Here is a 20,658-nt window from a genome sequence, read left to right as displayed (position 1 = left end):
TCCATGAATTCACGCCAGCGCCGTGGCGTCATCCTGCTGGTCGTCTCCGTCCTGTGCGCCCTCGCGGCGTTCGGGGGCGTGCTGGCGTTCATACGCGACGTGGAGTCGAGGGTCGGCCCCGAGACGACGGCCTACGAGCTCAAGGCGGACGTTCCCCCCTACAAGTCCCTGAACGAGGGGCAGTTCAAGAAGGTGTCCGTACCGAAGCGCTGGCTGCCGGACACCGCGGTAACAGACCTCGACGAGGTGCGCGACAAGGTCGCCGCCAACAAGCTCCGCAAAGGGTCGCTGCTGCAGACGGACATGATCGACCAGCGGCCCGAACTCAAGCCGGGCCAGCAGGAGATCGCCATCATGATCGACGCCGAGACGGGAGTCGCCGGCAAGATCAACCCGGGCAGCCGGGTCAACATATTCGCCACCTTCGAGGGCGAGCAGCAGACCGCGGGCAAGGGCAGGTCACCGAACCAGTCGAAGGTCATCGTCAGTGACGCGAAGGTCATCGACGTCGGGAAACTCACCCCGTTCAAGGAGAACTCCGGCGGGGAGGACCGCTCCCGGCTGAGTGAACGGGACGGGGTCCCCATCACCTTCGCGCTCTCCACGGCGGACGCGCAGCGCGTCGCCTACGCGGAGTCCTTCGCGGAGCACGTCCGGCTCGCTCTCGTGGCACCCGGCGACGGCAACGACATCCCAGAGAGCGACAAGACGTACACGCTCACCGGGGACAAGTGAGGCAGGGAATCAGCCCATGGTCACCCGCATCCAGCCAGCCGTCAGCGACCAGGAAGCAGCCCGGTCGGTCAGCGGTCTGCTCAGCCAGCTCCCGGACAGCGAGCCGGTGCCGGCCGCCGCCGACTCCACCCAACTGCTCGACTCGCTCGCGCGGTTGTCCGAGGGCACCGTGGCGGACCTTCCGGAGGTCGTGCTCGTCCACGAACTCATCCGCCCGATGCCCGCGCTGGAGCTGATCCGTGAGATCGCGCTCCGCTTCCCCGCCGTCGGCGTCATCCTCATCACCCGCGACACCAGCCAGCCGCTGTACTCGGCGGCGATGGACGCCGGGGCGCGCGGCGTCCTCGGGCTCCCCCTCAGTTACGACGATCTGGCCGCGCGGGTCGGCGCCGCCGCCTCATGGGCGGTCGGCGTGCGCAAGCATCTGGGCACCCTGCCCGAGGAGACGGTCGGCCCGGGCGGGACCGTCGTCGCCGTGACGGGAGCGAAGGGAGGCGTCGGCACGACGCTCACCGCCGTCCAACTGGCCCTCGCGGCACAGGCGTCGGGGCGCGGCACGGCCCTCGTGGACATGGATCTTCAGTCCGGGGACGTCTCCTCGTTCCTGGACGTGCAGTTCCGCCGCTCGGCGGCAGACCTCGCGGGCATCGCCGACATCTCCAACCGTGTGCTGCAGGACGCGCTCTTCGCGCACGAGTCGGGGCTCGGGCTGCTGCTCGCCCCCGGAGAGGGCGAGCGCGGCGAGGAGGTCGACGACCGAGCGGCACGGCAGATCATCTCCGCGCTCAAGGCCCGGTACGACATCGTCGTGATCGACTGCGGCACACAGCTCAACGCCGCCAACGCCGCCGCGATCGAGACCGCGGACAACGCGGTGCTGCTGACGACACCTGACGTGATCTCCGTACGGGCGGCCAAGCGCATGGTCCGGATGTGGGACCGGCTTCAGATCCGCAAGGCCGAGGAGACCCTCACCCTCGTCAACCGGACCTCGCGCTTCACCGAGATCCACCCGGGGCTCGTCGCCCGCATCGTCGGCACGTCCGTGGCCGGGACGACGATTCCCGCCGGCTACAAGGAACTTCACGGCGCCGTCGACGCCGGACGCATCCAGGACCTCGACGCCAAGAGCTCGGTGAAGCAGGCACTGTGGTCGTTCGCGGCCGAACTGGGCCTCGTCACGCCGGCGGAGGCCGGCAGCAGCGGCGGCGGCAAGCACAGTGCCAAGGCGGTGAAGGGCCACAGCGGACAGTCCAAGCAGGCGTTGTCCGACTCCGCCTCCGAGCCGGAGGGGCGCGCGCTGCCCCCGGGCGGTCCGGGGAGTTCCCAGGTCCAGGCGGTGCAGGGAAACCAGGGAGCCGAGGGCCGGCCGGACCAGGCCGGCCGCGCGGCGCCACGTCCCCCGGCGACTCCGCCCGCCCCCTTTCCCCCGCCGCGCACCCCTCAGGCAAGGCAGGGCGGCGCCCCGGCGAACGGTCCGCAGGCCCTGCCGCCCGGCACGTCGGGCGGCAACCACGTCATGCCCGGAGAGGCGCCGGCGGCTCCCGCGGGCAACGAGTACCGCGACCACCGCAGGCCGCACGAGCCCAACAGCGCGGCGCCCTTCCACACCCGTACCCGCGTGGGGCCGGTGGGCCCCGAGATCGGGCACGTCCCGGGAGGACGGCCGGCCCGACAGCCGGCCGACGACCTCGACGACGAGGGCGAGACGAGCGTGTGGGGCGACAAGGGCTCCGTGACCGTGGAGTTCGCGGGAATGGCGCCGATCGTGCTCGCCGTCCTGGCCGTCCTGTGGCAGTGCGTCCTCGTCGGCTACACGTTCTCGCTCGCCGGAAACGCCGCCGACGAGGCGGCACGCGCCGCGACGGCGGCCGCGCTCGGCGGCGACCCGGAGGGCGCCTGCGAGTCCGCGGCGACCAAGCACCTGCCCGCCGAGTGGCGGGAGAACTCGTCGGTGAGCTGCCGTCTCGACGGCCACCTGTGGAAGGCGGACGTCGACCTGTCGGCGCCCGTCCTCTTCCCCGGCGCGGGGAAGCTTCCCTTCAGTATCAGCGGCACCGCCGGCGCCGCGGAGGAGGGGAAGTGAGCACCGCATGAGACGCACGGCACCGGCGGCAGCAACGCCCCCGACGGCACCGACACCGGCACTTGCCCCGGCACCGGCATCGGCACCTGCCCCGGTACGGGCGCGGGCGCGGGCGGCGCGAATCCTGCGTCCGCGGGCCGCCGGTGTGAGGGGCGGGGAGCGTGAACGCGGTGCGTCCAGCCTGGAGTTGGCAGGCATGATGCCGCTGCTCCTGCTGGTGGCCATGGGCGCGATCCAGCTCGGCGTCGCGGGCTACACCATCCAGCAGGCCGGCACCGGTGCCCGCGCCGCCGCCCGCATCGCGAGCCAGGAGGACATCGCCGAGGACTACGCGGCTACCGGCAAGGCGGCCATGTCCAAGTGGACGGCCTCCCGCGCCAGTTTCGACCTCGGAGAGGGAGAGGACGAGGTGCGGGTGACCACCAACGTCACCATTCCGTCCGTGGTGCCCGGCGTCGACGACTTCGGCGACGCGACCCGCTCCGCGACCATGCCGCGCGACTGACCATCGCGAACGCACAGAGAGGAGGCCGGAGTTGAGTCTGCGGGCCCGTATGACCACGCCTGAGTCCCGGACGCGCACCGGGGCCGCGGCCGACGGCGGCACCGCCCACATGGTGTCCGCCTACCGCACGAAGCTCCTCGAAGAGATAGACCTCGCGGAGATGTCCGCCCTTCCCTCGCAGGAGCGCAGGGCCCGCCTGGAGCGGGTGCTGGGACACCTCATCAGCCGCGAGGGTCCCGTACTGTCCACGGCCGACCGGGAGTTGCTCATCCGGCGCGTCGTGGACGAGGCTCTCGGGCTCGGTGTGCTCGAACCACTGCTGGAGGACGCCTCCATCACGGAGATCATGGTCAACGGGCCGGATCAGGTCTTCGTCGAGCGGGCGGGCCACGTCGAGCAGGTGCCGGTCCGATTCGCCTCCGAAGAGCAGCTGATGCAGACCATCGAGCGCATCGTTTCGACCGTCAACAGGCGTGTGGACGAGTCGAATCCGATGGTCGACGCCCGGCTGCCCTCCGGCGAGCGCGTCAACGTCATCGTCCCGCCGCTGTCCCTCACCGGCCCGACCCTCACCATCCGCCGCTTCCCCCGCGCCTACGCGCTGCACGAACTGATCGCGATGGGCACGCTCGACGAGCACATGGTGGCGCTGCTGTCGGGCTTCATCCGCGCTCGCTTCAACGTGATCGTCTCGGGAGGAACGGGCAGCGGAAAGACGACCCTGCTCAACGCGCTCTCCGGGCTCATCCCTGACCACGAGCGCATCATCACCGTCGAGGACGCGGCCGAACTCCAGCTCCAGCAGCGGCACATCATCCGGCTGGAGACGAGGCCGCCCAACGTCGAGGGCCGGGGCCAGGTCACCGTCCGCGACCTGGTACGCAACTCGCTGCGCATGCGGCCCGACCGGATCATCGTCGGAGAGGTGCGCGGCGGGGAGACGCTCGACATGCTCCAGGCCATGTCCACGGGGCACGACGGTTCCCTGGCGACCGTGCACGCCAACAGCGCCGAGGACGCGCTGATGCGCCTTCAGACCCTGGCCTCCATGTCGGAGGTCGAGATCCCCTTCGAGGCGCTGCAGGACCAGATCAACTCCGCCGTGGACGTGATCATCCAGCTTGCGCGCTTCCCCGACGGCTCGCGGAAGGTCGTGGAGATCGTTCTTCTCGCCTCGCACGGACGCGAGGTCTTCCGCATCGCCTCGGTCGCCCGGTTCGACGCCGAGCCCATGTCCTCGGACGGCAAGGTGCACGGGAGCTTCCAGCATCTGCCCGTCCCGAGGCGTGCCGCCAACCGCCTCCACATGGTGAGTGAGCCCGTGCCGCCGACCTTCGGAGTCGCGGACGACGCCGGCCAACTGGCAACGAGGGAGGCGGTGTAGAGGGCCCCGGAGCCACCGGAGCGCCACCGGGAGACACGGAACACGGCACGCAGGCACGCGAACCGCGAACCGCGCACCGCGACCGCATGCGGAACCCGCACGCACGCAGAACTGCACGCACGAACCGCACGCACGAACCGCACGCACGAACCGCACGCTCGCAGGACCATCACCGCACCCAGGACGGACCACAGGACCCAGGACCACGTCATGGACACCACCGCACAACTCGCGCTCGGCGCCTTCCTGCTGGCCGGCGCGCTCGCCGTCGCCGCGGTCATGGCGTTCGCGTCGGGGCGCGCACAGAACAAGGAGCTCCTCGAGCGCCTCGCCGAGGAATCCGCGGGCCGCGAACTGCCGCCCGGCCGGCGCCGTGTCTTCACCGGTGTGGACAAGCGGCTGCGCCGCACCCGGCTGGGCGGCCGAGTGCAGAGCGGACTGGCCGCGACCGGACTCGACATCACGCCGGGGGAGTTCACGGTCTACGTCGGCGTCGTCGTCGCCGGCCTGTGGCTCGTCGCCGCGTCCGTCCTCGCGCCCTTCTTCGGGCCGATCGCCGCGATCCTGGGCGTGCTGGCCGCGAGTGCCTTCCTCGGTCACCAACGCCAGCGCCGCACCGAGCAGTTCATCAGCCAGCTCCCTGAGCTTTCGCGCATCCTCGCCAACGCCACCTCGGCGGGGCTCGCGCTGCGCACAGCGCTCGGCATGGCCGCGGACGAGCTGGAGGCCCCGGCGGGAGAGGAACTCACTCTCGTCAACAATCAGCTGGCCGTCGGCCGCTCCGTCGAGGACGCCCTGAACGAACTCGCCGAGCGCCTCCCGTCGCGTGAACTCGTCGTCCTCGTCACGACGCTGGTCCTCGCCAACCGCGCGGGCGGCACTCTTGTGGCGTCGCTGCGCAACCTCACCGACACCCTCGAGGAGCGCAAGGAGACCCGCCGCGAAGTGCGCACCATGCTCGCCGAAGTGAATGCGACCGCCTTCACGGTGCCCGTGCTGGGTCTCGGCGCGATGCTGATGATGAACTCGATGATGCCGGGCGCTCTCGCCCGCGTCACGGGGTCGGCGGTCGGCCAGCTCGCGATCGTCGGGGCCGTCGGCCTCTTCGCCACGGGCTTCTTCGTCATCCGCCGCCTCGGCAAGATCGAGATCTGAGGAGGAGTCCCGTGAGCGCAGTTCTGCCCTTCCTCCTCGCCGCCGCCGTCGGCCTCGCCGTGTACGGGGCCATCGCGGGCATACGCATGTACCGCGCCCAGATCGAGCTGCCGAGCGACCTCGCCGTCGCGCTCGAGGTCGGCGCGACGCGAACGACGGCCCGCGAGGCGGCGGTCGACCGTCTCGGCATGCCCCTCGCGCCGCTCGTGCTGCGTCTGATGGGCGAGGAGCGCGTCAACGCCAAGCGCCGCAAGATCGACCGGGCCGGCAACCCGGGCGGCCTGACCATCCACCGCTACGCCGCGCGCCGCGCCGCGTACGGAGTCTTCGGCGTCGTCATGGCGATCGTCGGATTCGCCGCCGACAGCTGGCTGTTCGCGTTCATCGTGCTCGCCTTCGGCTTCACGGCCGCCGAGCTGGGAATCCGGCAGGCCGTCCGCGACCGCAGGCGCGTCATCGAGCGGACTCTCCCCGACTTCCTCGACGTTCTCGCCGTCGTCGTCTCCGCGGGACTCAGCTTCCGCCAGGCGCTGGAACGCGTCGCCGAGCACTACGAGGGCCCATGGGCCGACGAACTGCGCATCACGCTGCGGCAGATGGACCTCGGCGTCAGCCGCCGGGCCGCCTTCGACGAGCTGCGCAAGCGCAACGACAGCGAGCAGGTCGACCAGTTCGTCACCGCCCTCCAGCAGGGCGAGGAACTCGGCGCGCCCATCGCGGACACGCTCATCCAGATCGCGACGGACATGCGGCGCACCGACGCGCAGAACGCCCGGCGGCAGGCCGCCAAGACGGTGCCGAAGGCGACGATGACGACCATCGCCTTCCTGCTGCCGGGGACGCTGCTGCTGATCGTGGCCACGTTCCTGCTCGGGTCGGACACCGACTTCGGTTCCGTACTGAACGGGTGACGTGATGACAGCCCAACGGCCGGGCGCCACAAGCGATTCCGCCAAACTCCACAGGCGTTCCGCTCACCCCTTAATCGGAGGCGGCCGATGTGGCACAGTCTGCATTCGGACAACAACAGCGGGCGACGCAGCGGAGGGGAAGCCGGAATGACTGGTCGTCGGCTCGTCACCGCCCTGCCCGGCCTCCGCCGCGCGGCGGCCCGTTTCACCGGCGTCAGGACTGTGCAGAACTACAGCAGACAGGCCGGGGGCGTGCCGTCGCGTCCCGACCCGGCCATCAGCGAAGGAGATCGTGATGTCGAAGGCCATGCTCCACTGGCGCCACCGCGTCGTGGACAGACTGCACGGGCGATGGTCGGACAGAGGCGCGGGGGCGATCGAATACGCGGGCATCGTGATCATCGTCGCCGGAATCATCCTGGCGATCCGGGGACTCGGGCTGGACACCGCCATCTCCGGTGCAATCGCGAAGGCGGTCAACAGCATCCTGTAGCCGGGCGACTGAGCAGACGCTACGGGGCCGGGGACGAGGGGGCCACGGTCATCCTCTACGGCGCCGTGATCGCCGGCCTGCTCTTCCTCGCCTTCGCCTTCTTCGCCGTCGCCCAGGCGGGGACGGTCCGCAACGGAGGGCAGTCGGCGGCGGACGCCGCCGCGATCGCCGCGGCACAGGACGACCGGGACGAGCTCTTCGAGGACTTCCTCGACGCGATCCTCGAGGGCAAGTCCCTGGAGGACATCCTCGACGGTCTGGGCTCCCTCTTCGGTGACGGCTGCGGCGAGGCCGACCACTTCGCCGACCGCAACCGCTCGGACGTCATCAGCTGCGACGCCGTCACCGCGGAAGGCCACAACGGGTACACGGTGAAGGTCCGCACCCGATTCGACACCGGTGACACGATCGTCCCCGGCGCCGACAACAAGAAGGCCGAGGCCGGCGCGACCGCCGTCATCAAGCCCCGGTGCGAGCTCAAGGACGACGGCAAGCTGATCGAAATCACGTGTGACGGCGAGGACTTGACCATCGACCCGGACGATCTCGACCTCGAGCTGAGACCGTCGGATCTGTTCTCGGTGGTGCTGGTCGATTGAGTCGCCGACGACGAACAGGGGACGAGCTATCCATGACCATTCGGCGCGCCTTCAGAGCCCGTGGACGGACGACCGCGCTGGCGGTCACCACCGGCCTGGTGCTCGCAGTGGCCGGTTGCAGCAGCGGGGACGACGGCGGGGACGAGGGCAAGAAGCCGGACGGCGCCTCCCAGGAGGACGGCAAGGGCGGCGGCTCGGACGGCACCGGCGAAGTGCTCGCCCAGGTGAAGGGCGGCAAGGGTGGAAACTTCACCCTGACCATCAATTCCGCTCAGCGCGACGACTCCGGATTCACCACGTTCAAGGGGACGTTGAAGAACGAGGGCCCGTCGGTCGTCGTCCTGCCCGGATGGGCCAGCGAGGAGTCCGAACTCAAGAACAACGGGCTCTCCATGGCCGGGGCGACGATGGTCGACAAGAAGGGCAAGAAGCGCTACTTCATCCTCCGCGACACCAACGGGCACTGCCTGTGCACCAGATTCACGGGCGGTCTCGACCAGGGCGAGACGTCCGAGTGGTACGCCCAGTTCCCCGCTCCGCCCGCGTCGACCACGTCGGTGGACTTCCAGGTGGCGGACATGCCCAGCGCCAGCGTGAAGCTGTCAGGTGAGTGACGAGATGAGACCCCCCGCCGCGCACGTGCTGCGCACCGTCCTGTGCACCTCCGCCTCGGCCGTGCTGCTGACGACGTTCTGCGCGAGCGGCGCCCGGGCCGACGACCCGACGCCGAAACCGACGGTCAAGGTCCCCAGCGGGCCGACGTCCCTGCCCGGCGCGGACGATCCCACGACCATCCCCACCACCGCTCCCTCCCTTCCCGGGGAGGGAGGCGCGCCGGCACCGGACTACAGCGAACCGCCGGACAACATCGGGGACTCCAAGCCGCCGGTGAAGGTCGACCCGCAGGCCGCCGGGCTCAAGCTCGCCGACGGGGCGAAGCTCGCGCCGTCGCGAGTGCTCGACATCAAGTTCGTCACCGAGGACCTGAGCGGTGAGGAACGCCGCGAAGACAGCACGGAGAAGACGAAGTTCACGCTCCAGGCCGAGGTGCTCTTCCCGAAGGACAGCTCGAAGCTCGACAGCGGCGCCCGGTCACGCATCCAGGAGATCGCCGACGAGATCGGCTCGCAGCAGGCGAAGGAGATCAACGTCTTCGGCTTCACCGACGACCTGGGTTCCTACGAGCACGGGAAGACGCTCTCGAAGAAGCGGGCCGACGCCGTGCAGAAGGCGCTGGCCGAGGAGTTGAACTCTTCGATCGCCTTCAACGTGCGCGGCTACAGCGAGGATTACCCGATCGCGGAGAACAGCAGCGAGGAGGGCCGGAAGAAGAACCGACGCGTCGAGGTGTCATTCCCCCGTCAGGACTGAGCACGGGGGCCGCGGAACGTCTCGGCGTCATGCCCGCCGGGGCCCGCTCCGGCCGGATTCGAGAGTGCGGGGCCGGGGTCCGTACGCTGGCGGCCGGTCGGCCGCCGGAGGGCGGCCGGTGGGCCCGGCGCCGAAGGGGCGCCCGGCCCGTGCGGGGACGCGGGGCTCAGGCCGCTCGCGTGACCGCCGCCTGGACGGCGCGCCTCCAGTCCGTACGCAGACGGTCCAGCTCCGCGAGGTCAGCCTGGGACCAGATCGTACGGCCGGAGACATACTCCCGGATCGCCTCGTTGGCCTGGGCGATTGTCTGACCGTCGGCAACTGGTGGCTGGGAAGTGGACATGGGTAAAGACTAGGGCCTCCCACTGACAGCCTCGACCAAATAGTGGGCGATTTAGGTCACGTGACGCCAACTCAGCTCATGTAAACCCCTCATGGGGCGAGGCGCGACGACTGTCCCGTAACCGCCCTGACCGGCGCCTTCACCGCAAGGATCATGCCGGCGCGGGCGTCACGCGCGGGCACTCTCCCCCCGGGAACCGGCCCCGGCCGTGAGGCATGCCTCACCGGGACGTCAGGCGAACGACGCGGAAAGACGAGAAGCGGGCAGCCGAACCAGCGGAACCGGCGGAGGAGACGGAGCCGGCGCCCCCGGAGCCCGCGCCTCTGCCACGGTTCCCGGCCCCGGCCCCGGCCCCGGCCCCGGCCCCGGCCCCGCGTCAAGTCGGCGTGCGTCGCGGAGGTCGCCCTTCGGGGTACTGCGTATCGGCGCCCTCACCGGTGCGGACTCCCCGGAAGGCTTGCGTGCAGGCCCCGACAGGCCCGCCCCGGCCACGGAATGTCCTCCGGGCCAGGCGGTTCGTACCGGGCCGGACCCGCGGCAGGCGCTAGGGTGGGAACCCCCCCTCGGGCCGGTCCGTATCCCCCCACGGACCGGCCCGCTTTACGTTCCGGGCCCACTCTCCGCCCCACTGCCCGGTCGGGCGGTGCCCTGGCGCCGGGTGGGTGCGGGGCGCGCGGGCCGCGTCAGCTCTCGCTGCTCCGGGCCCAGATGTTGGTGCCGGGCTCGGAGACGGCGTACGAGTCGATCTCCCGCAGCTCCTCGTCGGTGAGCTCCGGTCCCTCCAGTGCCGCCACGTTCGCCTCCAGTTGCCGCACGCTGCTGGCGCCGATGAGGGCCGACGTCATGCGCGGATCGCGCAGCACCCACCGCAGAGCCAGCTGCGCGAGCGACTGGCCGCGCTGCGCCGCGATGTCGTTCAGCCCGCGCAGCCGCCGCAGTACCTCCGCCGTCAGCAGGCCCGGGTCCAGGGACGTGCCCTTCGAGGCGCGTGAACCCTCGGGGACCCCTTGGAGGTACTTGTCGGTGAGCAAACCCTGCGCGAGCGGCGCGAAGGAGATGCAGCCCATGCCCTCCGACTCCAGGGTGCCGAGCAGCCCGTCCTCCTCCGTCCACCGGTTGAGCATCGAGTACGAGGGCTGGTGGATCAGCGGACGCACGCCCATCTCCCGCAGCAGGGCCGCGGCTTCGCGCGTGCGCCGGGAGTTGTAGGAGGAGATGCCGGCGTACAGGGCCTTCCCCTGCCGCACGGCGGTGGCGAGCGCCCCCATCGTCTCCTCCAGCGGCGTCTCCGGATCGAAGCGGTGGGAGTAGAAGATGTCGACGTAGTCCAGGCCCATGCGTCCCAGGGAGGCGTCCAGCGACGAGAGCAGATACTTGCGTGAACCCCAGTCGCCGTAGGGGCCGGGGTGCATCGGGTAGCCCGCCTTGGTCGATATGACGAGCTCATCCCGGTACGGCCGGAAGTCCTGGTCCATCAGCTTGCCGAAGTTCAGCTCCGCGGAGCCGGGCGGCGGACCGTAGTTGTTGGCGAGGTCGAAGTGGGTCACGCCGAGGTCGAAGGCACGGCGCAGGATCGCGCGCTGCGTCTCCAGCGGACGGTCGTCGCCGAAGTTGTGCCACAGGCCCAGCGAGACGGCCGGGAGCTTCAGCCCGGAGCGGCCGGTACGCCGGTACTCCATGGAGTCGTAGCGGGCGTCGTCCGCGCGGTGCGGGTGCAGGGAGGAGTCGTCCGTCATGGCCCCTTCCTATCAGCAGGGCGGATTGCCGAGGGCGGGAGCAGCCCGGCTTCATCCAGGGGCTTCACCCGCAGTAAGGTGCAATGGTCCCGGACTCGCCGAAGGAGGGGCTGGTCATTTACAACAAGCTTCGCAACCTGGTGTACAGGCTCTACGCCCGCCGGGTGGAGTACCGCCTCGACACCGACCAGGTGCCCAAGCACATCGGTGTGATCCTGGACGGCAACCGGCGCTGGGCCCGGGCCTCGGGCGGCACGACGGAGCAGGGCCATCAGGCGGGCGCGGAGAAGATCCGCGAACTGCTCGGATGGTGCGAGGAGACGGACGTCAAGGTCGTCACGCTGTGGCTGCTCTCCACGGACAATCTCAACCGCGCCGAGAACGAGCTCCTGCCGCTGCTCGGCATCATCGAGGACACCGTGCGGGACCTTGCCGACGACGGCCGCTGGCGCGTCCACCACGTCGGCCAGCTGGACCTGCTCCCCGACCGTACGCAGCAGGTGCTGAAGAAGGCCGAGGAGAAGGCCGGCGACGTGGACGGGGTGCTGGTGAACGTGGCTGTCGGCTACGGCGGCCGCCAGGAGATCACCGACGCCGTCCGCTCGCTGCTCTCGGACCGGGCCGCCGGCGGTGCGAGCCTGGGGGAGCTGGCGGAGACGCTGACCGTCGAGGACATCTCCGAGCACCTCTACACCCGTGGCCAGCCCGACCCGGACCTGGTCATCCGCACCAGCGGCGAGCAGCGGCTGTCGGGTTTCATGCTCTGGCAGAGCGCCCACTCGGAGTACTACTTCTGCGAAGTTTTCTGGCCGGCCTTCCGCAAGGTCGATTTCCTGCGTGCCCTGCGTGATTACGCGGCCCGGCACCGGCGCTACGGGAACTGACACGAGCCCCTCGGAGCCCCGGTGCGCGGCAGCTCTGAGGGTCGCGTCGCCCGGCGTGCGAGCGCGTTTTCGCCGGTGAGCAGGGCCGGTGTCCCCGGTACGGGTCCCCGGGATCACCCTGGCGGGGCGCTCCGCCTGTGCCATTGCATGCTTGCGCTCACCCAGGGGAATATCCCCTCATGGCTGGGTGCCCTCCACAGGCCCCCGCCGCCGGGAGGCCCGATTGCAGACCACGGACCGCCGCAGGACTTCTGCGGCGACTGGGATGTCGCGGAGGGCCGGTGCACGGCCCGCTCCGCGCGGGTCCGGACCGGTCTCTTCCCTTGCGACGCCGTCGCACCCCGACCTCTTCCGAGGGGGTTCGTCCACCCGTGGTGACAAGCAAGAAGCGCAACGAAGCCGACCGGCGCACGTATGTCATCGACACCAGCGTGCTGCTCGCAGACCCGATGGCGATGGACCGTTTCGAGGAGCACGAAATCGTGCTGCCCGTCGTCGTCGTGACCGAGTTGGAGGCAAAGCGGCATCACCCGGAGCTCGGCTACTTCGCCCGGCAGGCGCTGAGGAGGCTGGATGAATACCGCGTCAAGTACGGCCGCCTGGACGCCCCCATTCCGATCGGCGACGTGGGCGGCTCGCTCCGCGTCGAACTGAACCATTCGGACCCGGGGGTCCTGCCCGCCGGTTTCCGGCTGGGGGACAACGACTCCCGGATCCTCGCCGTGGCGAGGAACCTCCAGGCAGAGGGGTTCGACGTCACCGTCGTCTCCAAGGATCTGCCGCTGCGCATCAAGGCCTCGTCCGTCGGACTCCACGCGGAGGAGTACCGCGCGGAGCTGGCGATCACGGAGTCCGGCTGGACCGGCATGTCCGAGCTGACACTGCCGGGGGAGGAGATCGACGAACTCTTCGCCGCCGAGAGCGTTTTCGTGGCGGAGGCCGCCGAACTCCCCGTCCACACGGGCCTGGTGCTCCACTCGGAGAAGGGGAAGGCGCTGGGGCGGGTCACGCCGCAGGGCCGGATCAAGCTTGTGCGGGGTGACCGCGAGGCGTTCGGCATCAAGGGCCGCAGCGCCGAGCAGCGCATCGCTCTGGACATGCTGCTGGACCCCGAGGTCGGCATCATCTCGATGGGAGGCCGCGCCGGTACGGGCAAGAGTGCGCTCGCGCTCTGCGCCGGGCTGGAGGCGGTGCTGGAGCGCCGCCAGCACCGGAAGGTGATGGTCTTCCGTCCGCTGTACGCGGTCGGTGGCCAGGACCTCGGCTATCTGCCGGGCACCGAGGCCGAGAAGATGAACCCGTGGGCGCAGGCCGTCTTCGACACGCTCTCGGCGGTCACCAGCCGGGAGGTGATCGAGGAGGTCGTGGAGCGGGGCATGCTGGAGGTGCTGCCGCTGACGCACATCCGAGGCCGGTCGCTGCACGACGCGTTCGTGATCGTCGACGAGGCGCAGTCGCTGGAGCGGAACGTGCTCCTGACCGTCCTCTCGCGGATCGGCGCCGGTTCGCGGGTCGTTCTCACCCATGACGTCGCACAGCGGGACAATCTGCGCGTCGGCAGGTACGACGGAGTCGTCGCCGTGGTGGAGAAGTTGAAGGGTCACCCGCTCTTCTCGCACATCACGCTCAGCAGGTCCGAAAGGTCCCCGATCGCTGCGCTTGTGACCGAGATGCTCGAAGAGGCCCACATCTGAGGGGAGTTCCCCGGTTTGACGGGTGCCGTGCGCCGGCCGTCCTCAAGGGCGGTCGGCGTCAGCGCTGTTCAGGGGCCTGTCCTTCATCATTCCCTCGTTCGGGGGACGATGAAGCCGAGGCAGACTAGCCTCCGGGGTGGCCGCGCGCGAGTCTTTCCGGGCAATGTGACAGGCAAACCAGGTGTGACCTATCCCACTCAACGTGGAATTGCCTCAGCCCACTCGCGTCCGGCAGGGTGTGGTTCCTGTCAGGCCCCGCATACGGCACACCGGCACCAGCGATGGTGCTGCACCACAGAGCGGTACAGAACTGAAAAGCAGTCACGCCGTATGCCGCCCGAAGAACCACGCGGCCCTCCCCGCCCAAGGAGGGTCCACGGGCCCGTATCTCCGGTGACCACGTTCTGCGGAGGTCAGTGCCAGGGGCACGATCGGCGCCCGCGAGGTCACTCGAGCGGGCACGTTGGAAGGAAACCGTGTGACTCGGATCTCCGTCCGGGGATTCGCAGTGGCGTCCGCCACCGCGGTCACCACCGTCGGCGCTGTCGTCGGTGTGGCCTCCGGAAGTCAGCAGGGTCAGACGACGAACGATGTCGAGGCCACCGCCGCTGACTCGACGCTCCTCGAAGACATACCGGCGGGTCAGCAGGCCCGGGTACAGACCGCTTCCCTGACGCAGCAGGCGGACACCGCGCACGCGGAGGCGAGGAAGGCCGCCGAGGAAGCAGCGCGCAAGCAGGCAGCCGAGGACGCAGCAGCCAAGAAGGCGGCAGCGGAGAAGGCGGCCAAGGAGCGCGAGGCGAAGGCCGCCGCGAGCCGTTCGGCCGCCCGCGCCGACGCAGGCGACTTCCCCGCTCAGGCCTCTTACTCGATCGGCGAAGTCAAGTCGATGGCCCAGAAGATCGTCGGCAGCGGCGACTTCCAGTGCTTCTCGAACATCGTCGAGCGCGAGTCCGGCTGGAACTACCGTGCCAGCAACGCCTCTTCGGGCGCCTACGGGTTGGTCCAGGCGCTGCCGGGCTCGAAGATGGCCTCGGCCGGAGCCGACTGGCAAACCAACCCCGCCACCCAGATAAAGTGGGGCCTGAACTACATGAACGACCGGTACGGCAGCCCCTGCGGTGCCTGGGACTTCTGGCAGGCCAACAACTGGTACTGACCGGAACGGCCGTTGCGGCCCGGCGCTGAGCCGTACAACTTCACAAGCTTCGCCGCTCACCCCCGTCCCGGGCCCGGGACGGGGGTGAGCGCTTGCCGTGACCGGGTGGTGAACATCATCGGGCTCCCGTCCCGGAAGCAACCTTCACGCCGGTAACGTCGTCACTCAACGGCAGCGGGTCATTGCCCGGGGGCGGAGGAAGCGGATGACGAGCAGGGTGGACAGGCTCCGGGACAGCGTGGCGCGCATGGCGTCACGCATCGCCGAACGGCGCGAGGAGCAGCTGGCGAAGGAACGGGCGCGAACCAGCCCCGGGGGCGGGCCGGACCCGAGGCCGGAGATTCCCTCTGCACCGGCGCCGGCGGGACCGCCCGCCACACCCCCGGAACGTCCGGCGGGCACGGGGGGCAGCAGGCCCGCGCCTGCAACGGCGGTGCCCTGGGGCATGCGCGTCGCGGCCGAGGCGGGGTGGCGGCTGCTGGTTCTCGCGGGTGTCGTGTGGGTGCTGATACAGGTGATCAGCTCGATCAGCCTGCTCGTGCTCTCGTTCTCCGCCGGGCTGCTCGTGACCGCGCTGCTCCAGCCGACGGTCGCCCGGCTCAAGCGTCACGGCGTCGCGCGCGGGTTCGCCACCGCGATCACCTTCATCACCGGCTTCGTCGTGATGGGCCTCATCGGCTGGTTCGTGGTCTGGCAGGTCACGGAGAACCTGCCCACCCTCACCGAGCGGGTGCAGGACGCCATCGAGGAGGGGAAGCGCTGGGCGATCCAGGGCCCGTTCCACGTGTCCGAGGACCAGGTGAACAACGTCGCCGAGAACCTGAGCCAGTGGCTGGGGGACAACAGCCAGGAGGTTACCTCCGCCGGGCTCACCGGCGTCACCGTCCTGCTGGAGTTCCTCTCCGGCGCGGTGCTGACGATGTTCATCACTCTCTTCCTGCTCTACGACGGGCGCGGCATCTGGGGGTGGTTCCTCAAGCTGGTGCCGCGCGGAGCACGTGAGGGCGTCGCGGGCGCCGGTCCGCAGGCTTGGGTCACGCTGACCGGATACGTACGCGGGACCGTGATCGTCGCTCTCATCGACGCGATCTTCATCGGTGTCGGCATCTACATCCTCGAGGTGCCGCTTGCGGTGCCGCTCGCCGTCCTGATCTTCATCTTCGCGTTCGTGCCGATCGTCGGTGCCGTCGTCTCGGGGGCATTGGCGGTACTGGTCGCGTTCGTCACCAACGGACCCCTCACGGGTCTGCTCGTACTCGGTGTGGTGCTCCTCGTGCAGCAGATCGAGAGTCACGTCCTTCAGCCCTTCATCCTTGGCCGGCTGGTGCGGGTGCATCCGCTGGCGGTGGTGCTCGCGGTCACCGGCGGCAGCCTCATCGCGGGGATTCCCGGGGCGGTCGTCGCCGTGCCTCTCGTCGCGGTGCTCAACACGGCGACCAGCTATCTGCGGGCGTACTCCGAGGCTCAGGCCGCGGGCACGCCGCTTCCAGCCGCGGGCGGACCGCCGGGGCCGGGCGTCGCGGCCGGTGGCGGGCCGGGCGGTGCCGGGCCGGGCGACGGCGGCGGCGGTGCAGAAGGCGGCGACGTCGCCGGAACGGAAAAGCCGGGCACCGGCAGGACCGAAAAGGGCAAGGGCAAGGCCGGCAGGGCAGGGCGCGGTACGGGTGCCGCGACGGAGCCGGGCGCACCTCCCACGGAGTCCGCGGACGGGCCGCCGCCACCGGAGTCCGGCCCGGGCAACGGGGAGCCGGACGGTCCCGACCGGCCGCAGAAGTAGGCCGGTGCCCGGGACCGCGGACGCAGCGCCGGGCACCCGCGGTGGCGGCGCCGGGCCTCCCGCGTATCGCTGAACCGCCGCCGTGCGGGCGGCCGTCGGGGTGCGGCGGGAGGTTCCGTGCGGGCCCTCCGCTTCGGTACGGATGCGGCGGACGTGCCGCCCGGCCCCGGCTTCTCTCTCTCGGCGCCGCCCGGCCCTGGCTTGTCCCTCGGCGCCGCCCGGCCCTGGCTTGTCCCTCCGTGTCGCCCGGCCCGGCTTCTCCCTCCGCGCCGCCGGTCTCCCGCCCGCCGCTCTGCCGGGATCTCCCTCCGTGCCGGGCCGGTTCAGTACGGCGCCTTCCGCCGCTCCATGTACCGCTTCAGCCGGTGGTGGTCCGCGGCGTCCCAGCCGTCGGGCGGTGCGACGGCGGTCCACGCCTCGACCGAGCCGGTGCCGTAGCGGTGTCCGTGCGGGGCGTCGACGTCGTACGAGACGGCCAGGTCGACCGTCGTCTGCCAGAAGGTGACGAAGGGGAACCAGCGGACCTCGTCCGTGATGTCCGGACCCAGGGGTTCGCGTAGCCACCGCGGCCGCTCTATCGCCAGGTCCCAGGACCACCACACGATCGGGTCGGAGGCGTTCTGGAGATGGACCACCCGCGGCTTCTGCCACGGGCCACGCGGGCGGGTCAGGTCCTTCGCAGGCCACTGCGCGAAGCGGAAGTTCCTGCCTCCCTCGTACTGCGGCCGCCACACGGGGCTGCCGGCGTCGCGGTGGGCGGTGATCTCCTTGCGGATCGGTGAGTACCCGGGTGTGCCTGCCAGTACGGCGCCGTCCACCTTCGAGAGCAGATCGCCGGGGCCGTCGAAAGCCGCCTCGATGCCGTACGCGCCCAGGCTCTCGCCGAAGACGACAAGCCGGGGACGGCCGGCTGCCGGCTCCTCCAGCCAGCGCGCCCGCACGGCCTTCACCAGCGCCCGCGTGGCCCGTCCGGCCTGCTCCTTGTCGACGACGAAGGACAGCCAACTCGGCAGGTAGGAGTACTGCATCGCGACGATGGCCGTGTCGCCGCCGTGCAGATACTCCAGCGGCTCGGCGTCGGTCGAGTTGACCCAGCCCATGCCGGTCGTGCCCGCGATCGCCAGTACCTCACGGTCGAACCCGCCCGTGCGCTCCAGCTCGGCGACGGCCAACTCGGCGCCCGCCTCGTAGGCTTCGGCCTCCCCCGGGCCGCCGCCCTCGAAGGCGCGCCTGCCCACGTACACCCGTACCGGGGCCTTGGCGGGGCGGTGAGTGACCTCGCTGATCCGGCGGGCCGTGGGCGTGGAACCGGTGAAGTTGCGGCCCTGGTAGCCCAGTTCGTCCCAGGAGACCAGGGAGTGCGGGCTTCCCGAGGCGAAGCGGGAACCGGACTGGACGACGCCGTCCTTGGTGCCGCGGTCGGTGCTCTCCGCCACCTCCGCCACCACGTCCACGACTCCGCGGTCGAAGACGACGTCCCGTGTGCCCACGACCACCGCCGTCGCGCTGATCAGCAGTCCGGCGACGACGGCGACCGGACGCGGCACGAAGCGGCACAGGGCCCGTATCAGCGTCCGGGTGCCCAGCCGGACCGCGCGGGCCAGGAGCAGCAGCAGGCCGCACAGCACCATGGCCATCACGGTGATCATCATGGAGTGCCACGTCAGCGTCTCGGGCAGGTCCTGGAGTGCCCTCAACTTCCGCTGCATGCGGGCGCTTTCGGAGAGGGCGAGGACGGTGAGCCCGAGGGCGGAGACGTAGTACGCCTGCCATGCGCGGGCCCGTGCCCGCTCGCTCACGAGACGCGGGAGGTACCGCCGGCAGACGGGCAGCAGCGCGACCCGTGCCGGCCGGCCGAGCAGCGTGCCGATGCCGTAGCCGATCGCGGCGGTGATCCCGCCGATGACGCCCTGGAGCAGCCAAGGGCGCGGCACCAGGGACGGTGTCAGGGAGAGCCAGAAGAAGACGGTGGCCAGGCATGTACCGCTCAGGTCCGGCCAGCGCCGCACGACGCGGGCCGGGTCGGTGTGCGGACGGTACGGGCGGCGGGCCACGGCGAGGGCCCCGGAGACGGCGGGGACCCGCCCCAGCCGCCCCAGCCGGCGCGGCGCCCGGCGGTTCCGGGGCGGGGGCGGGCCGGTGGGCCGCGGCCCGCCCCGGTGCCGGCGTTCCGGGGCCTGTTCCGGGTGATGTTCACCCGGGTGATGTTCCGGGCGACGAGGTCCCGGCAGATGCCCCGGCTGCGGCGGTCTCCCGCCGTCGACCTGCCCGGGCCCTGTGCGCGGGGCGGTGCCCGGCGCCTCCCCGGAGCTCCTGTCCCTGCCCCGGCCGCTGCCCCGGCCCGTCCCGGTGCCGCCGGCCGTGCCCGCGGCGGGCCGGTCGGCCGGAGGTCTCTCCTCCGTCCTGTACCCCATGTCCGCCCCCACCCCATACCGGAACCTGGTCACCGTTACGGCTGACGCAGTGGGCGGCGCACGGGTTGAGTGCATATCCGTCCCGAAAACGGGTTGTTCGCGCCCACCCCCGCTCGGTAGGGCTGATGTGGAAGCCCGTCCCGCAGTGCAATCAGGGGGAATCGCGATGCCCGCACGGAAGTCCGGCCACGGGCGCAGGCCGTCGGCCCGGCTCGTACTGGCGGCGGAGGCGGCACGCCTGCGGAAGCGCTCGGGAAGGTCGTTGGAGGAGCTGGCGGCGGGCACGGCCTGCGAAGCCGCGTATCTGCGGCAGCTGGAGAACGGCGAACGGCTCGGTACGCCCGCCGTGTTCGCCGCCCTGGACGAGGTGTACGGCACCGGCGGGCACCTCGTCGAGCTGTGGGAGCTGGCCCGGGACACCGTGTTCCGCGAGCGGTTCAGGCGCTTCATGGAGCTGGAGCGACGGGCCGTCGCACGCCACGAATATGCGGCGGCCACGGTGCCCGGGCTGTTCCAGACCGAGGAGTACGCACGCGAACAGCTCCGAACGGCGCGGCTGGGCAACCAGCAGGAGCTGGAGGAGCAGGCCGCCGCCCGCGTCGGCCGTCAGGGTCTGCTCGTCGGTGACAGCGCGCCGCGCTTCGTGGCCGTTCTGGACGAGGCCGTGCTGCGGCGCGGGCTGAGCGATCCGGCGGCCTGGAGGCGGCAGTTGGAGCGTCTGCTCGAGATCTCGCGGCTGCCGCGGGTCAGGCTTCAGGTGCTGCCGTTCGCGTCCGGTCTGCAGCATCTGCTCGGCAGCTCGCTGACGGTGCTGTGGATGCCGGACGGCTGCACGGTGGCCTACACCGAGGGTGCCTGGTCGGGGGAGCTGGTCGAGGAAGGCGATGACGTGGACAGGCTCCGCCTCTCCTGCGACGTGCTGCGCGACTCGGCGCTTCCGCCGGACCGTTCCGAGGCCTTCGTCCGGCGGCTGATGGACGGCACGGAGGGAGCCGGGGGAGCGGAGGGAGCCGGAGGCCTGGAAGGAGACGCACCATGACCGCACGGGCCGCCGCGGACACCGCCGCGGACACCGCCGCGGGGGGCCGCAGCGCGCTCACGGCCCCCCGGGCGAAGGCAGGCCCTTCCGTGCACGCTGCGGGCGGCGGCGCTGGTCGCGCGCGCTGGCAGACCTCCAGTTACAGCAACGCGGAGGGCGGCAACTGCGTCGAGGTCGCTCACGGTGCCGGCGGTGGCGGCGTCGTTCCCGTCCGGGACAGCAAGTGCCCTTGCGGAACAGTGCTGTTCTTCGAGACCGCGGCCTGGGCGGCCTTCGTCCGCGCGCTCAAGGGGTGAGGCCGGCCCTGTGAGGCTCTCGGAGCGGACCGGGGAAGCGGGCAGGACTGCGGGGAGCGGAGTGATGCCCGGCACAA

At 70.9% G+C, this 20,658-nt stretch carries 19 protein-coding genes; 16 read left to right on the top strand and 3 right to left on the bottom strand.

What is annotated here, in order from left to right:
- Positions 1 to 3: 3 nt before the first annotated feature.
- From cpaB to EV375_RS13565, 10 genes are all read left to right on the top strand, one after another.
- On the top strand, positions 4 to 735 hold the full coding sequence (gene cpaB, locus EV375_RS13610) for a Flp pilus assembly protein CpaB (protein WP_130299678.1): 732 nt from the start codon (positions 4 to 6) through the stop codon (positions 733 to 735).
- 16 nt (positions 736 to 751) lie between these two features.
- Complete coding sequence (locus EV375_RS13605) at positions 752 to 2,821, top strand: AAA family ATPase (RefSeq protein ID WP_130299677.1); 2,070 nt, start codon at positions 752 to 754, stop codon at positions 2,819 to 2,821.
- A 145-nt stretch (positions 2,822 to 2,966) separates the two neighbouring features.
- A complete protein-coding gene (locus EV375_RS13600; protein ID WP_486588731.1) occupies positions 2,967 to 3,326 on the top strand; it encodes a TadE family protein in 360 nt (119 codons plus the stop codon).
- 31 nt (positions 3,327 to 3,357) lie between these two features.
- On the top strand, positions 3,358 to 4,710 hold the full coding sequence (locus tag EV375_RS13595) for a TadA family conjugal transfer-associated ATPase (protein WP_207228107.1): 1,353 nt from the start codon (positions 3,358 to 3,360) through the stop codon (positions 4,708 to 4,710).
- 210 nt (positions 4,711 to 4,920) lie between these two features.
- On the top strand, positions 4,921 to 5,865 hold the full coding sequence (locus EV375_RS13590; RefSeq protein WP_130299674.1) for a type II secretion system F family protein: 945 nt from the start codon (positions 4,921 to 4,923) through the stop codon (positions 5,863 to 5,865).
- A gap of 11 nt (positions 5,866 to 5,876) precedes the next feature.
- Positions 5,877 to 6,776, top strand: a complete 900-nt coding sequence (locus EV375_RS13585; protein WP_165434733.1) for a type II secretion system F family protein — start codon at positions 5,877 to 5,879, stop codon at positions 6,774 to 6,776.
- A gap of 295 nt (positions 6,777 to 7,071) precedes the next feature.
- A complete protein-coding gene (locus EV375_RS13580) occupies positions 7,072 to 7,269 on the top strand; it encodes a hypothetical protein (RefSeq protein WP_130299673.1) in 198 nt (65 codons plus the stop codon).
- 65 nt (positions 7,270 to 7,334) lie between these two features.
- A complete protein-coding gene (locus EV375_RS13575) occupies positions 7,335 to 7,868 on the top strand; it encodes a hypothetical protein (protein ID WP_130299672.1) in 534 nt (177 codons plus the stop codon).
- A gap of 32 nt (positions 7,869 to 7,900) precedes the next feature.
- Positions 7,901 to 8,482 carry a hypothetical protein gene (locus EV375_RS13570; protein WP_130299671.1) on the top strand — a complete coding sequence of 194 codons (582 nt, stop codon included), beginning with the start codon at positions 7,901 to 7,903 and terminating at the stop codon, positions 8,480 to 8,482.
- 4 nt (positions 8,483 to 8,486) lie between these two features.
- On the top strand, positions 8,487 to 9,239 hold the full coding sequence (locus tag EV375_RS13565) for an OmpA family protein (RefSeq protein WP_130299670.1): 753 nt from the start codon (positions 8,487 to 8,489) through the stop codon (positions 9,237 to 9,239).
- 166 nt (positions 9,240 to 9,405) lie between these two features.
- Here the strand turns inward: EV375_RS13565 and EV375_RS29110 are convergent, their stop codons facing one another.
- Positions 9,406 to 9,582 (bottom strand): hypothetical protein, encoded by a 177-nt coding sequence (locus tag EV375_RS29110; protein WP_165434732.1) that lies wholly within the window; start codon positions 9,580 to 9,582, stop codon positions 9,406 to 9,408.
- Positions 9,583 to 10,265: 683 nt separating this feature from the next.
- Positions 10,266 to 11,318 (bottom strand): L-glyceraldehyde 3-phosphate reductase, encoded by a 1,053-nt coding sequence (gene mgrA / locus EV375_RS13555; protein WP_130299668.1) that lies wholly within the window; start codon positions 11,316 to 11,318, stop codon positions 10,266 to 10,268.
- Between the two features lie 83 nt (positions 11,319 to 11,401).
- Between mgrA and EV375_RS13550 the strand changes: the two genes are divergently transcribed.
- The 4 genes from EV375_RS13550 to EV375_RS13535 all read left to right on the top strand — a co-directional run bounded on the left by EV375_RS13550 (position 11,402) and on the right by EV375_RS13535 (position 16,832).
- Positions 11,402 to 12,202 carry an isoprenyl transferase gene (locus EV375_RS13550; RefSeq protein WP_130299667.1) on the top strand — a complete coding sequence of 267 codons (801 nt, stop codon included), beginning with the start codon at positions 11,402 to 11,404 and terminating at the stop codon, positions 12,200 to 12,202.
- Between the two features lie 371 nt (positions 12,203 to 12,573).
- Entirely contained in the window at positions 12,574 to 13,896 is a 1,323-nt protein-coding gene (phoH2, locus tag EV375_RS13545; RefSeq protein ID WP_130299666.1) for an RNA 5'-3' helicase PhoH2, read from the top strand.
- A gap of 478 nt (positions 13,897 to 14,374) precedes the next feature.
- Positions 14,375 to 15,055, top strand: coding sequence for an aggregation-promoting factor C-terminal-like domain-containing protein (locus tag EV375_RS13540; protein ID WP_130299665.1), 681 nt, complete (start codon positions 14,375 to 14,377; stop codon positions 15,053 to 15,055).
- 205 nt (positions 15,056 to 15,260) lie between these two features.
- Positions 15,261 to 16,832 carry an AI-2E family transporter gene (locus tag EV375_RS13535; RefSeq protein WP_130299664.1) on the top strand — a complete coding sequence of 524 codons (1,572 nt, stop codon included), beginning with the start codon at positions 15,261 to 15,263 and terminating at the stop codon, positions 16,830 to 16,832.
- A 323-nt stretch (positions 16,833 to 17,155) separates the two neighbouring features.
- Here the strand turns inward: EV375_RS13535 and EV375_RS13530 are convergent, their stop codons facing one another.
- Positions 17,156 to 19,246, bottom strand: a complete 2,091-nt coding sequence (locus EV375_RS13530; RefSeq protein ID WP_207228105.1) for an alpha/beta-hydrolase family protein — start codon at positions 19,244 to 19,246, stop codon at positions 17,156 to 17,158.
- Between the two features lie 166 nt (positions 19,247 to 19,412).
- On the opposite strand from EV375_RS13530, the gene EV375_RS13525 reads away from it, so the two are divergent.
- On the top strand, positions 19,413 to 20,285 hold the full coding sequence (locus EV375_RS13525; protein WP_165434731.1) for a Scr1 family TA system antitoxin-like transcriptional regulator: 873 nt from the start codon (positions 19,413 to 19,415) through the stop codon (positions 20,283 to 20,285).
- Entirely contained in the window at positions 20,282 to 20,581 is a 300-nt protein-coding gene (locus EV375_RS13520; RefSeq protein ID WP_130299662.1) for a DUF397 domain-containing protein, read from the top strand. The genes EV375_RS13525 and EV375_RS13520 overlap by 4 nt, the downstream gene beginning before the upstream one ends.
- Positions 20,582 to 20,658 lie beyond the last annotated feature (77 nt).

The organism is Streptomyces sp. CNZ301 (genome assembly GCF_004217425.1).
The sequence above is the reverse complement of the archived record's forward strand: the minus strand, read 5'-3'. Positions and strand labels throughout refer to the sequence as shown.